This is a genomic window from Streptomyces sp. NPDC059080 (assembly GCF_042739975.1).
Taxonomy (GTDB): domain Bacteria; phylum Actinomycetota; class Actinomycetes; order Streptomycetales; family Streptomycetaceae; genus Streptomyces; species Streptomyces benahoarensis.
This window is the reverse complement of sequence record NZ_JBHYGX010000004.1, coordinates 111,717-124,381: the sequence shown is the minus strand read 5'-3', so window position 1 is coordinate 124,381 and position 12,665 is coordinate 111,717. Positions and strand designations below refer to the sequence as shown.

Annotated in this window: 11 protein-coding genes; 8 read left to right on the top strand and 3 right to left on the bottom strand. The window is 72.8% G+C overall.

The features are described 5' to 3' along the window. The first annotated feature begins 128 nt into the window (after positions 1 to 128). Genes ACFWWQ_RS04355 through ACFWWQ_RS04345 form a run of 3 tightly spaced genes read left to right on the top strand, consistent with a single transcriptional unit; the run spans position 129 to position 1,859 of the window. Positions 129 to 746, top strand: a complete 618-nt coding sequence (locus ACFWWQ_RS04355) for a DUF6230 family protein (protein ID WP_384589857.1) — start codon at positions 129 to 131, stop codon at positions 744 to 746. A 1-nt stretch (position 747) separates the two neighbouring features. After that, on the top strand, positions 748 to 1,185 hold the full coding sequence (locus tag ACFWWQ_RS04350) for a DUF6114 domain-containing protein (protein WP_384589854.1): 438 nt from the start codon (positions 748 to 750) through the stop codon (positions 1,183 to 1,185). Next, positions 1,182 to 1,859 carry a hypothetical protein gene (locus ACFWWQ_RS04345; RefSeq protein WP_384589851.1) on the top strand — a complete coding sequence of 226 codons (678 nt, stop codon included), beginning with the start codon at positions 1,182 to 1,184 and terminating at the stop codon, positions 1,857 to 1,859. The genes ACFWWQ_RS04350 and ACFWWQ_RS04345 overlap by 4 nt, the downstream gene beginning before the upstream one ends. 197 nt (positions 1,860 to 2,056) lie before the next feature. Here ACFWWQ_RS04345 and ACFWWQ_RS04340 read toward each other — a convergent pair whose 3' ends face one another. Together ACFWWQ_RS04340 and ctaD are read right to left on the bottom strand one after the other, a co-directional pair. Then, positions 2,057 to 2,404: a hypothetical protein gene (locus ACFWWQ_RS04340; RefSeq protein ID WP_384589848.1), complete on the bottom strand. Its 348-nt coding sequence runs from the start codon at positions 2,402 to 2,404 to the stop codon at positions 2,057 to 2,059. After that, positions 2,401 to 4,050, bottom strand: a complete 1,650-nt coding sequence (ctaD, locus tag ACFWWQ_RS04335) for a cytochrome c oxidase subunit I (RefSeq protein ID WP_384589845.1) — start codon at positions 4,048 to 4,050, stop codon at positions 2,401 to 2,403. Before ctaD ends, ACFWWQ_RS04340 begins: the two co-directional genes overlap by 4 nt. A 116-nt stretch (positions 4,051 to 4,166) precedes the next feature. Between ctaD and ACFWWQ_RS04330 the strand changes: the two genes are divergently transcribed. From ACFWWQ_RS04330 to ACFWWQ_RS04315, 4 genes are all read left to right on the top strand, one after another. Then, entirely contained in the window at positions 4,167 to 4,724 is a 558-nt protein-coding gene (locus tag ACFWWQ_RS04330; protein ID WP_384589842.1) for an RNA polymerase sigma factor, read from the top strand. Next, a complete protein-coding gene (locus ACFWWQ_RS04325; protein WP_384589839.1) occupies positions 4,699 to 5,730 on the top strand; it encodes a CU044_5270 family protein in 1,032 nt (343 codons plus the stop codon). The genes ACFWWQ_RS04330 and ACFWWQ_RS04325 overlap by 26 nt, the downstream gene beginning before the upstream one ends. Positions 5,731 to 6,322: 592 nt before the next feature. After that, positions 6,323 to 7,708 carry a glycine betaine/L-proline transporter ProP gene (gene proP, locus ACFWWQ_RS04320; RefSeq protein WP_384589836.1) on the top strand — a complete coding sequence of 462 codons (1,386 nt, stop codon included), beginning with the start codon at positions 6,323 to 6,325 and terminating at the stop codon, positions 7,706 to 7,708. A gap of 321 nt (positions 7,709 to 8,029) precedes the next feature. Continuing rightward, positions 8,030 to 8,359 (top strand): antibiotic biosynthesis monooxygenase family protein, encoded by a 330-nt coding sequence (locus ACFWWQ_RS04315; protein WP_384589833.1) that lies wholly within the window; start codon positions 8,030 to 8,032, stop codon positions 8,357 to 8,359. A 235-nt stretch (positions 8,360 to 8,594) separates the two neighbouring features. Here the strand turns inward: ACFWWQ_RS04315 and ACFWWQ_RS04310 are convergent, their stop codons facing one another. Continuing rightward, positions 8,595 to 10,670 (bottom strand): DHA2 family efflux MFS transporter permease subunit, encoded by a 2,076-nt coding sequence (locus ACFWWQ_RS04310; RefSeq protein ID WP_384589830.1) that lies wholly within the window; start codon positions 10,668 to 10,670, stop codon positions 8,595 to 8,597. A 973-nt stretch (positions 10,671 to 11,643) separates the two neighbouring features. Between ACFWWQ_RS04310 and ACFWWQ_RS04305 the strand changes: the two genes are divergently transcribed. Then, complete coding sequence (locus ACFWWQ_RS04305) at positions 11,644 to 12,537, top strand: peptidoglycan-binding protein (RefSeq protein ID WP_384589826.1); 894 nt, start codon at positions 11,644 to 11,646, stop codon at positions 12,535 to 12,537. Positions 12,538 to 12,665 lie beyond the last annotated feature (128 nt).

Genomic DNA, 12,665 nt, shown 5'->3' with positions numbered 1-12,665 from the left:
CCGTGCCCGCCCGCGCCCCACGCCGCCCGACGGCCGCGGCGCCCGGACGGTACGCCGCGCACCCGCACCTGGCACGCCCCCACACGTTCGACAGCGCGACCCACCGCACTCATCGAAGGGGACACGTCGTGAAGGACGCACACGGTAGACACGTCACGGGACGCATCAGCTGGCGGCGGTTCGCCGTGCTGACCGTCCCCGCCGTCGCCGGCACCGCCGCCCTGGGCATCGCCCTCGCCAACGGGGCGCTCGCGGCCTCGTTCGCCGTCTCGGGACAGCAGTTCAAGGTGTCCGCGGACCGCCTCACCGGCGACGGATTCGCCCAGTACGGCAGCGTGGACACCAACGCCAGGGGCGATCTGCTGCCGGTCGCCGTCACCGCCATCAAGACCGCCGAACTGCACCACCTGTGCCAGTCCGTCGTCACCCATCTGCCGGTCCTCGGCGACATCTCGCTCAACCTGACCGCGGGCGCCGGCAAGCCCGTACAGGCAACCGACCTGTTCGTTGACGCCACCCAGCTCTCCGGGGACGCGTCCTTCCACCGCATCGAGATCGGCCGGGACGCCTCGACGCTCACCAAGGGCCCGGCCGACGCCAAGGGCCTTCAGGACCTCTTCGCGCAGCAGGCCGACGACATCACCATCAACCATCTGCGCCAGACCGCCTGGTCCACCAACGCCGGCACGTTCCGGCTCTCCGGGCTCAGCATGAAGGTGTCCAAGGGCGCGAAGGAATGCTTCTGAGATGGGCGCCGCCGGAGCGCGGGCCCGCTGGCGGCGCTGGCGCCGGGGCCGTCCCTTCTGGGGCGGGCTGGCGGCGGTGCTGGCCGGGGCGGAGATCTGCGCCCTGCCGCTGGCCCCGCTGAAGATCATGCTCCAGCAGGGCATCGCCGGTGTCCCGTCGGTGCTGATGGGGCTGGTGATGATCCTGATGGGCCTGTCGGCGTGGTTCACCCCGCAGCACCGGACCCTCGCCGGCATCCTGACCGTCCTCGGCGCGATGGCCGCGCTGGTCATGTCCAACCTCGGCGGCTTCCTGCTCGGCACCGTCCTCGGCATCCTCGGCGGCGCAATGGTCTTCGCGTGGCAGCCGGTGGAGACCGGGACGCCCCCGAGCGGAGACGGGGCTCCGCCCATAGGGCCCGGCCCCCCGGGCCCCCCGTACGAAGGAGTTCAGCGATGACCCAGCACCTCTCCCGCACCGTGCTCACCGCGTCGGCCGGTATCGCGGCGGCCCTCGGGCTGACGCTGGCCGTGACCGGACCGGCGACCGCCGAGCCCGCCCCCACGGCGCGGCCCGCCGCCGCGTCCACCACCGTCACGCCCGCCGGGCACGCCTTCGGCGCGAAGCTGTCCGGCTCCGCGACGTTCTCCGCCGGTTCGGTGACGGTGACCTGCACCGCATCCGACGCCACCGGTTCGGTCCCCGCCGCACCCGGCAACGCCAACGCCTCCGGGCCGGTGAGCAACGGCGTCTCCGCGCCCACGTACAGCTCCTGCACCACGAGCATGCCGGGCGTCAGCGCCGCCGTCACCACGACCGGCAACTGGACCGTGGCCCTGCAGAACGGCGCCCCGTCGACCGCCGGGCTCACCATGCCGTCGGGCGGGTTCGTGCTGAAGACCAGCGGTCTGGCCAGCTGTACGGTGACCGCCGCGCCGACAGCGGCGGCGACCGTCAACGGCACCTGGACCAACGGCGCGCCGTCCACCCTGAAGTTCACCGATGCGGCGGTGCCGGTGAAGGTCGAGGGCGGCTTCGGCTGCCCGACGACCGCGACCAGCTCGAACTTCAACGCCACCTACACCGTCAGCGACACCACCGACCCGGCATCCCGGATCACCGTAGGCAGCTGACCCACCGCACCGCCCACGCACCGCCCGCGCCCCGGCCGACCCACGCACCGCCCGCGCCCCGGCCGGCCCACGCGCCGCGCCGGTCCAGCCGCCGGCGGGCGGGCCCCCCGGCCGGCGGGCCCCCCACCGGGCAGGCGCCACGGAACCGGCCACCGCTGTCGGTCCGGCGCCGCACAGATCGCCCCGGGGCCGCCGCCTCACCGACCGCCCAGGACGAAGCCCACAGCCGCCGCCACCACGACCGTGCCCGTCGCGTACCCGGTCAACAGGCGTCGCCGCAGCGCCCGGTGGACGCCCGCGTACTCGGCGCGCAGTGCGGTGGCGCGTGCCGCGATCCGCTCCAGGCAGTCGCGGGACAGCTCCGCCTGGTCGTGGCAGTAGCGGCGTTCGACCTCCGCGCGCTGGCTTTCGGTGAGCCAGGGCAGCCCGGCGCAGAACGCCTCGGCCCGGCCCCGCGCCCGGCGCTTCTCCGCCTCCCACAGCAGGAAGCCCTCGATCTCGTTGATCGCCTCGTCGATCCGCATCCCACCGGTCGCCCCGCTCATATCCGGCCGCTCTGTTCGGGCACGAGCGCCGCCCGCTCCCCGTTCCGTGGTGCGTCGCCCTCGGCGGCGATCTCCGGATGATGGAGATCGAACGCCGGGGATTCGGAGCGGATACGCGGCAGCGTGCGGAAATTGTGGCGCGGCGGCGGGCAGGAGGTCGCCCATTCCAGGGAGCGGCCGTAGCCCCACGGATCATCCATCTCGACCTTCTCCCCGTATTTCGCGGTCTTCCAGACGTTGTAGAAGAACGGCAGGACCGACAGGCCGAGCAGGAACGAGAAAATCGTCGAGATGGTGTTCAGTGTGGTGAAGCCGTCGGCCGCCAGATAGTCCGGGATACGGCGGAGCATGCCTTCCGCGCCCAGCCAGTGCTGGACGAGGAACGTGCCGTGGAAGCCCACGAACAGCGTCCAGAAGGTGATTTTCCCGAGGCGTTCGTCCAGCATTTTTCCGGTGAATTTCGGCCACCAGAAGTGGAATCCGGAGAACATCGCGAAGACGACCGTGCCGAAGATGACGTAGTGGAAGTGGGCGACCACGAAATACGAGTCGGTGACGTGGAGGTCGATCGGTGGTGAGGCGAGGAGGACGCCGGTCAGACCGCCGAAGACGAAGGTGATGAGGAAGCCGATCGCCCAGAGCATCGGGGTCTCGAAGGAGAGCGAGCCCTTCCACATCGTGCCGATCCAGTTGAAGAACTTCACACCGGTCGGCACCGCGATGAGGAAGGTCATGAAGGAGAAGAACGGTAGGAGTACGCCGCCGGTGGCATACATGTGGTGCGCCCAGACCGTCACCGAAAGACCGGCGATGGAAATCGTCGCGGCGATCAAGCCGACGTAACCGAACATCGGCTTGCGGGAGAACACGGGAATGACTTCGGAGATGATGCCGAAGAACGGCAGCGCGATGATGTACACCTCCGGATGCCCGAAGAACCAGAAGAGGTGCTGCCACAGCAGCGCCCCGCCGTTCGCCGCGTCGAAGATGTGCGCCCCGAATTTCCGGTCTGCCTCCAGGGCGAACAGCGCGGCGGCGAGCACCGGAAAGGCGAGGAGGACCAGTACGCCGGTGAGCAGCACGTTCCAGGTGAAGATCGGCATGCGGAACATCGTCATGCCGGGGGCGCGCATGCAGATGATCGTGGTGATGAAGTTGACGGCGCCGAGGATCGTGCCGAACCCGGAGAGCGCCAGCCCCATGATCCACATATCGCCGCCGATACCGGGCGACCGGACCGCACCGGACAGCGGGGTGTACGCGAACCAACCGAAATCGGCCGCCCCTTGCGGCGTGAGGAACCCGCCGACAGCTATCAGGGACCCGAAGAGATAGAGCCAGTACGCGAGCATGTTCAGTCGCGGGAAGGCGACATCCGGCGCGCCGATCTGCAACGGCATGATCCAGTTGGCGAATCCGGCGAACAGCGGCGTCGCGAACATCAGCAGCATGATCGTGCCGTGCATCGTGAACGCCTGGTTGAACTGCTCGTTCGACAGGATCTGATGGCCGGGCCGGGCCAGTTCGGCACGCATCAGCAGCGCCATCACCCCGCCGATGCAGAAGAACGCGAACGCGGTGACGAGATACAGCGTGCCGATCGCCTTGTGGTCCGTGGTCGTCAGCCACTTCACGGGAGTTCTCATGCCCGGTAGGTGTCCGGCGGCCCGCCCCGTGTCACCGTTGCGCGCCGCCGGGGGCCGTGGGATGGATCACCGCGGCGGGGTGTGACGATCCGGGGTGTGCCGGACACCAACCGATCATGAGCACGGACGATGCCTTCGCCGCTGCCTACCGCGCCCACTACTGGGCGGTCAGCCGTTTCGTGGCGCGGCGGCTGGACGGGCAGGCGGACGAGGTCGAGGAAATAGTCGCGGAGGTCTTCTCCACCGCCTGGCGGCGCCGCGCGGACCTCCCCGACGCACCGCTGCCCTGGCTGTACGGGGTGGCCCGCAACTGCCTGGCCAACACGGTGCGCGGCAAGGGCCGTTACCGCCGTCTCCTGCACCGTCTGGGCAACCACGAGATCGCGCACCGCGGGGGGACGGTGGAGAGCCCGGACGCGGAGCGGCCCGGCTCCTGGGTGCACGACGCGCTCGCCCGGCTCTCCCCCGCCGACCAGGAGGTGCTGCGGCTGACGGCGTGGGAGGAGCTGACCGTCGACGAACTCGCCGTCACCCTCGGCTGCGGCCGGAGCGCGGCGGCGATGCGGCTCCACCGGGCGCGGGCCCGGCTCCGTACCCAGATCGACCGGATGCGGACGCCGGTGTCCGCGCGAGCAGGAGGCGAGTGCGATGAGTGCGATGAGTGCGATGGATGACGAACTGGAGCTGCTGCGCACGGCCGATCCCGTGTCGGCGCACACCGGGCCGTGGCGGGAGCGGCCCCTCGGCCACCGGGCCGAACGGGAGCTGAACCAGCTGCTGTACCGCAGCCGCCGCAAGAAGATCGGCCGCCGTCTGGTGCTCCGTGCCGAGGCGGCGGCGCTGGCCCTCTTCGCGGTGCTCGCCTACACCCTCTCCGGGCCCGGCGCCGCCCCGGCCGCCGCCGTCCCGGCCGCCCTCCAGGTGCGTTCCGGCGGCCCGTCCGTGCCGCTGGCCGAGCTGGCGCGGCGCGCCGGGGCGTACGCCGCCGCGGCGGGCCCCGGGGCCGGGCCGCACCGGGGCAGCCATCTGCAGAGCTGGTACCTGGACCTCCGCACCGGCACCGCGGATGCGCCGCCGGTGACCGTGCCCGAGGAGCGGCTGACCCGTTGGAACACCGACGGCAGCGGCGCCGCGCTGGTGGTGGCGACCGATCCGCGCCACCCGGGGCGCCCGGTGATCCACCCCACCGGCGACGACCGCCGCGGCACCGTCGAGGACGGCAAGGTGCTGCACCGGGCGGTGTATCCGGCGGGCGCCGAGGCGCAGCGCGGCGGCCTGGCGTCGCGGACCCCGCCGCCGGACGACCCGGAGGCGCTGCGGCGGCTGCTGGGCGCGCTGTACGGCGAGGCCGACGGCGGGACGCCGCAGCTGCTCCAGGCGCTGTCCGCGTTCCGTCAGGAATGGACGCCGGGGCCCCGGGAGAGCGCCGCCGTGGTGCGGCTGCTCGCCACCGCCGGTGATCTGCGCCCGGTGGGCCGGGTCACCGACCGGCTGGGCCGCCGCGGCCAGGCGTACGTCTGCGCCGGGCGGGAGGGTGCCATGGAGGGCATCCGCCAGATGCTGATCCTCGACCCGGCGACCGGCCGCCTCCTGGGCAGCGAGACGACCACCACCGAGGACATCCCCGGTACGCGGGTCGAGGCCGGTGCGGTGCTGTCGTACGAGGCGTGGCTGGAGTGAGCGGCCGCCTCCGGGTGGCGGCCCGGGCGGACCGGGCGGATCCTTGAGTGACGCGACGATCCCTCGGCGCGGTGGCCCCATGCGGGCTGCCGCGCCGGTCGTGTGCACGGGCCCGGTACGTGGCGTACGTAGGGGCCGCCGGGCCCGTGCGGGCCGTACGACAGCCTCGTGCGCGCCGGGCGGGAAGGCGTGCGGGAGGGGCGCGTGCGAGGGGGCCGCGCGCGGGGTGTGGGCCGCGTCACCCCGGCGTGCAGTTGCAGGCTCTCGTCGCGATATGGCTCACACCCCGACTCACCGCGGGAACCCCTCCGAAGCCGCGTTTGCCCTGCATGGAACGGGTAGGCGACTAATTGCGCGGTCATCCGCGCACCGTCCGTGATGGCGGGGTCTGCCCCTATGGTCGACTTTCGCCCGTCACCCCGTGACGGAGCTTTTCTTGTAGTCGACCCAGAGAGCGCAGGCGAGCGAACACGTGCCGACGCAGTCCCCCATCGCACCGGGGCCCCGTGGCAAGGGCGGCAACCAGAAGGCCGCCGCATCCGACTCGGAAAAGCGCACCGGGGGAACGTCCTCCAGAGGACCTGTCGGCGAGGTGACGGTCGTCGAACCGGCGATGGTCAAGCGCGCGGTCTCCGCCGCGGCGCTCGGCAACGCCATGGAGTGGTTCGACTTCGGCGTTTACAGCTACATAGCGGTCACCCTCGGCAAGGTCTTCTTCCCGTCCGGGAACCCGACGGCGCAGCTGCTGTCGACGTTCGGCGCGTTCGCCGCGGCGTTCCTGGTCCGGCCGATCGGCGGCATGGTCTTCGGTCCGCTCGGTGACCGCATCGGCCGCCAGAAGGTCCTCGCTGTCACCATGATCATGATGGCGGCGGGCACCTTCTGCATCGGCCTGATCCCGTCGTACGCCTCGATCGGCGTCGGCGCCCCCATCCTGCTGCTCGTGGCCCGCCTGGTGCAGGGCTTCTCCACCGGCGGTGAGTACGGCGGCGCGTCCACCTTCATCGCCGAGTACGCGCCCGACAAGAAGCGCGGCTTCCTCGGCAGCTGGCTGGAGTTCGGCACCCTGGCGGGCTACGTCGGCGGCGCCGGTCTGGTCACCTTGATGACCGCGCTGCTCTCCACCGAGGACCTGCTGTCCTGGGGCTGGCGGATCCCGTTCCTGATCGCGGGCCCGATGGGCATCATCGGCCTCTACCTGCGGATGCGGCTGGAGGAGACCCCGGCGTTCGCGCAGCTGGAGCAGGAGGCGCGGACGAAGGAGAAGGAGCGCCGCGAGACGGAGAAGCGCGTCGGCGTCCGCGAGATGATCTTCGGGCAGTGGCGCTCGATGCTGCTCTGCGTCGGCCTGGTCCTGGTCTTCAACGTCACCGACTACATGCTGCTGTCGTACATGCCGAGCTATCTGACCTCGGAGCTGAAGTACGACGAGACGCACGGGCTGCTGGTCGTCCTCGCGGTGATGGTCGTGATGATGTGCGTCCAGCCGTTCGCGGGGCGGCTCAGCGACCGCTTCGGCCGCCGCCCGGTGATGGCCGCGGGATGTGCAGGGTTCCTGCTTCTTTCGGTGCCCGCGCTGCTGCTGATCCGGCAGGGTTCGCTGCTCGCCATCGCCCTCGGTATGGGCGCGCTGGGTCTGCTGCTGGTCTGCTTCACCTCCACGATGCCGTCGACGCTGCCCGCGCTCTTCCCGACGAAGGTGCGCTACGGCTCGCTGTCCATCGGCTTCAACATCTCCGTGTCGCTGTTCGGCGGCACCACCCCGCTGGTCGTCACGGCGCTGATCGGCGTGACGGGCAACCGCATGATGCCCGCCTACTACATGATGGCGGCGGCCGTCATCGGCGGTATCGCGGTCTGGCGGATATCGGAGAGCGCCCGCCAGCCGCTGCCCGGCTCGCCCCCCGCGGTCGAGACCGAGGCGGAGGCCCGTGAGGTCACCCACACCGCCCACCAGGAGGCCGCCGCGGCCGCCTGACCGCCGAGCGGCCGGAAGCGGTCGGAAGCGGGGAAGCCTCGGAAGCGGTCGGAAGCGGAAGCGGTACGGAAGCGGTACGGAAGCGGTACGGAAACATGCGGAAGCCCGGTGCGTTACGGCACCGGGCTCCTGCGCGTCCGGGGCCGCCTACCGGGCCCGCGCCCGGCCCGCGCCGGACGCCTCCCCATCTGCCGGGCCCACGCCCGGCCCCACGCGCCCGCCCCGACCGGCCCCGGCGCCCGCCCCGACCGGCCCCGGCGGCGGCGCCCGGTCGGGGGACCTGCCCCGGGACCGTCCGCCGGGATGGGGCACGATGGCGGCATGAGCATCGTGAAGATCAACGCACTCACCGTCCCCGCCGAGCAGCGTGAGGTCCTGGAGCAGCGGTTCTCCGCCCGCGCCGGGACCGTCGACTCGTCCGACGGCTTCGAGTGGTTCGAGCTGCTGCGCCCCGTCGAGGGCACCGACCAGTACCTCGTCTACACCCGCTGGCGCGACGAGGCGTCCTTCCAGGCGTGGATGGAGGGGCCGATGAAGGCCGCGCACCAGGGTGGCGGCGAGGGCGGCGGCGAGCGGCCGAAGCCTGCGGCGTCCGGCTCCACCCTCTGGTCCTTCGAGGTCGTCCAGCAGGCCGGTCCGAAGCAGGGCTGACACCGTACCGATCCGGGGCGCCCACCCGGTGCGGGCGCCCCGGGGCCGGGCCGGGCCGGGGCCTCCCCCTGGGGCCCCGGGCCGGCTTGGGCCTCCCCCTGAGGCCGGACCGGCTTGGGGCCTCCCTTGGGCCCGGACCCGCCTGGGCTCCTCCGGGGCCGGGACGGGCCTCCCCCAGGGCCGGACCTTCCGACCTCCCCAAGGAACGCCCCCTCCCGTCCCGATTCCGGCCCCCTCACTTCGCCAGATCCGGCGGGCGCGGCGCCGAGCCCGTACGGGGCAGGGCGCGCCGGGCGTCGCCGTTGTGCGGTTCCTCGGCGTCCGAACCGCAGAGTTCCGAGGTCAGCTCGCGCACCAGCTCCGTCAGGTCGGTCGGCCGGTCCTTCGTCCACCAGTCGCCGAGCATCCGCGCCAGCGATTCCTGCCGCGCCTCCGCCAGCCGCTCCGCGACCCCCCGCCCGAAGTCGGTGAGCCGCAGGTCGAGGCCCTCTCGTACGGCGAGACCGCGCTCTTCGACCTGCCGGGTGGCCTCGGAGATCACGCCGAGCGGCACGGTGGTGCGGTCGGCGAGGAGGGCCGGTTCCACCGAGCCGTGGTGCTGGATACGCAGCAGCATCCAACTGGCCGCCGGTTTCAGATCGAGCCCGGCCCGCTCGGTGATCTTCTCGTAGACCCGTTTGCGGCCCTCCAGGCTGCCGAGGCGGGACAGCGCCCGGGCGCACTCCTCGTACGAGGACCGTTCGACGGGGTTGGACGACAGCACCTCGGTGGTGTCCGGCGCCGTCACGCTGGAGCGCAGCGGCTCTTCCTTCAGGAACCACGCCAGAACGAACGCGACGAGGACGACGGGCACCGCGTAGAGGAAAACAGCGGTGATCGAGACGGAGTAGGCGTTCAGCACATCGGCGCGCACTGCGGGCGGCAGCTGTCCGGCGACCCGTGGGTCCTGGGCGATGGTGGACGGGGAGATGCCCGGCGGCAGCGGGTGGCCCGCGACGGCACCGGCGATACGGGGGCCGAGCCTGCCCGCGAAGATCGTGCCGAAGAGGGAGACGCCGAAGGACGCGCCGATGGAGCGGAAGAAGGTCGCGCCGGAGGTGGCGACGCCCAGGTCCCGGTAGTCGACGGCGTTCTGCACGATGAGTACCAGCACCTGCATGACCAGGCCGAGCCCGAAGCCGAAGACGAAGAAGTACAGGCTCATCACCGCGACGCCGCTGGCCGGGCCGAGTTGGTGCAGCAGGAGCAGGCCGATGGCGGTCACGGCGGTCCCGGCCAGGGGGAAGAACTTGTAGTGCCCGGTGCGGCTGACGATCTGCCCGGACGCGGTCGACGACAGCAGCATGCCGAGGACCATCGGCAGCATGTGCACACCCGACATGGTGGGCGTGACGCCCTGGACAACCTGCAGGAACGTGGGCAGATACGTCATCGAGCCGAACATCGCGAAGCCGATGACGAAGCCGATGACGGCGGTCAGCGTGAAGGTCCGCAGGCGGAACAGGCGCAGCGGCAGCACCGGTTCGGCGGCCCGCCGCTCCACGGCGACGAACGCGGCCAGCAGGACGAGCCCGAGGACGGCGAGCCCGATGATCTGCCAGGAGCTCCAGCGGTAGGTGACGCCGCCGAGTGAGGTCATCAGCACGAAGCAGGCGGCGACCGCAGCGATCAGGAAGGTTCCCTGATAGTCGATGCGGTGCGGGGTACGGCGGACCGGGATGTGCAGCACGGTGGCGATGACGGCCAGGGCGATCACGCCGATCGGCACGTTGACGTAGAAGACCCAGCGCCAGCTGAGGTGGTCCACGAACACCCCGCCGAGCAGCGGCCCGAGCACGCTGGTGGCGCCGAACACCGCTCCGAAGAGCCCCTGGTACCTCCCGCGTTCCCGAGGCGGTACGAGGTCCCCGACGATCGCCATGGACAGCACGATCAGCCCGCCGCCGCCCAGGCCCTGGAGCGCCCGGAAAGCGATCAGCTCCGGCATGTTCCGGGCGAATCCGCAGAGCACCGAGCCGATCAGGAAGATCACGATGGCGGTCTGGAAGAGCTTCTTGCGGCCGTACTGGTCACCGAGCTTCCCCCACAGCGGGGTCGCCGCCGTCGACGCCAGGAGGTAGGCGGTGACCACCCACGAGAGGTGGTCGAGACCGCCGAGGTCACTGACGATCGTGGGCAGCGCGGTGGCGACGATGGTCTGGTCGAGTGCGGCGATCAGCATGCCGAGCAGCAGCGCGCCGATCGCGACGAGAACCGTCCGCCGGTCCCCGGCCTCGACGGGCCCCGCCGCTGCCCGTGTGTCCTGCGCCATGAGCGTCTTCCCCTCTCCCGGGCTTCGCGGGTTCCGGATGGGTGATCTCCGGGGCCCGGATGCCGTCGCCGGGTGGCCTGGCCGCCGTCGCCGGGTGGCCTGGCGGCCGAGGCCGGGCCTCCGGGCTTCCGGGCTTCCGGGCTTCCGGGCTTCCGGGCTTCCGGCTCGTGATGTGCCTGGACGGCCCGGGCCCCGGGACCGGTTTCCCGGCCTTCCCGGTCGGCCCGAGTTCCGGCGTCCGAGCGGGGTCCAGCCGTACCCGACGTTCCCGCCGTTCCCACCGTTCCGGCCTTCCCGAAGCTCCGGCTCCTCCCGAAGCTCCGGCTCCTCCCGGATTCCGGCCGTCCGGCCTCCTGTTTCTCGCGGCCTCCTCGTCCTCCCGGCACTCGGTGCGCCTTGCCCTGTCAGCGGGCTCTGTCAGAGGGCTCTGTCAGAGGGCTCTGTCAGAGGGCCCGGTACGCGGACCCGGTCGCCCGGGTGGCCGTCCGTGGCGGGCGGCCTGCACCCTCCATCCTGGTGGTTATGTCCAGATCTGGCCCGCCGAGCGCGGGAGCGCCGCCGATGCGGTGTCCCACCGGGAGAGGGCACGCGGCGCGGCGTCCGGACGGTGCGCCCCCGCGCACCCCTTACGGGCATCGCGCGCCGGGCCCGCCTGTCCGGGTGGCCGGGCGCCCCGCACGGCCACCCGGGCGCCTTCCCTCGTACGGCCCCTGGATGTGCCGGAGTACCTGCGCGCGCCGGGGCGGGCCTGGATAATCGCAGCGGCCGAACGTCCGCGATGCCACCGCGGGCCGGGGCAGGTCCGCGCGGCTCCGCCGTACGCCCGGAGGCGGGGACAGCGGGCCGCTCCGGGGCCACCGCGCACACGTCGGGAGTTCCGGGCACCGCGGGAGGTACCGCTGTGACGTCTGCGAGGTGCCCGTACTGCCTGGCGCCGGAGAGCGGCGGTGGCCGGCCGGCGTGCCTGTGCGCCGTGTCCGCCACGGACGACTTCGAACCGCTGCGCTTACGGCCTTACGTGACGCTGCCCGACCCCGAGGAACCGCCGCCCACCCCGGTGTTCCCGCCCGTCGCCCCACCGCCCCCACCAGGCGACCCCGGGTGGCGGCCCCCCTCCGAGCCCCCCGCGGCGCCCGCCGCCGGGACCGTCCCACCCGGTGACGCCCGGCCGCCTCTCGCTGCCCTGCCGGACCTGCGCGGGCTGCGGGGCGTCCGCCCGGTGGCGCGCGCGGGGGCGGTACGCCGGGCCCGGCCGGGGCTCGCGGGGCCGACCTCGCGGACGGTGCGGTGCCCGGAGCCCGGAGCCGAGGCGCCCGCGCCCCCCGGCGCGCGCCCGGGCAAACGCGCCGTACCGGCCGTCCTGGCCATGGCCGGTACCGCGGTGGCCGTGACCGCCGGGCTGCTCGGCGGCGAACCGTTCGCCGACCGGCGCGACCGGGCCGCACCACCCTCCGACGACACGGCCGTGCCGACCGCCGAGGACACTGCACCCGGCGACGACCGCGCCCCGGCGGACGTGCTGCCGCCGTCGCGCTCCACGGCCCGCGCCGCCTCCCCCGGCCCGGCCTCGGACGCGGCCGTCTCCGCCCCCGGTGCCTGGCACCCCCGCCCACCGGCCCACGGCACCGCCACCCCGCCCGCCCCGGTCCCGCTCGGCGAGGGCACCACCGGCCGCCGGGTGACCGAACTCCAGCTCCGGCTCCGCGAGTTGGGGCTCTACACCGCCCCCGTCGACGGCCGTTACGGCGCGGGACTCCGGGACGCGGTGGCCCGCTATCAGGCGCGGTACGGCGTCCCGAGCGACCCCCGCGGCGTCTACGGACCCGCCACCCGCGCCTCCCTGGAGTCCCACACGTACGGGCCGTAGAAGGACGCGGGCGCGCCCGGGCCTGCCCCGCAACACCCCCACGCCCCCACGCCCCCACGCCCCCACGCCCCCACGCCCCCACGCACAAACCCGCCCCGGAGCGCCCCCGGCGCCGTGACATCAGGCAC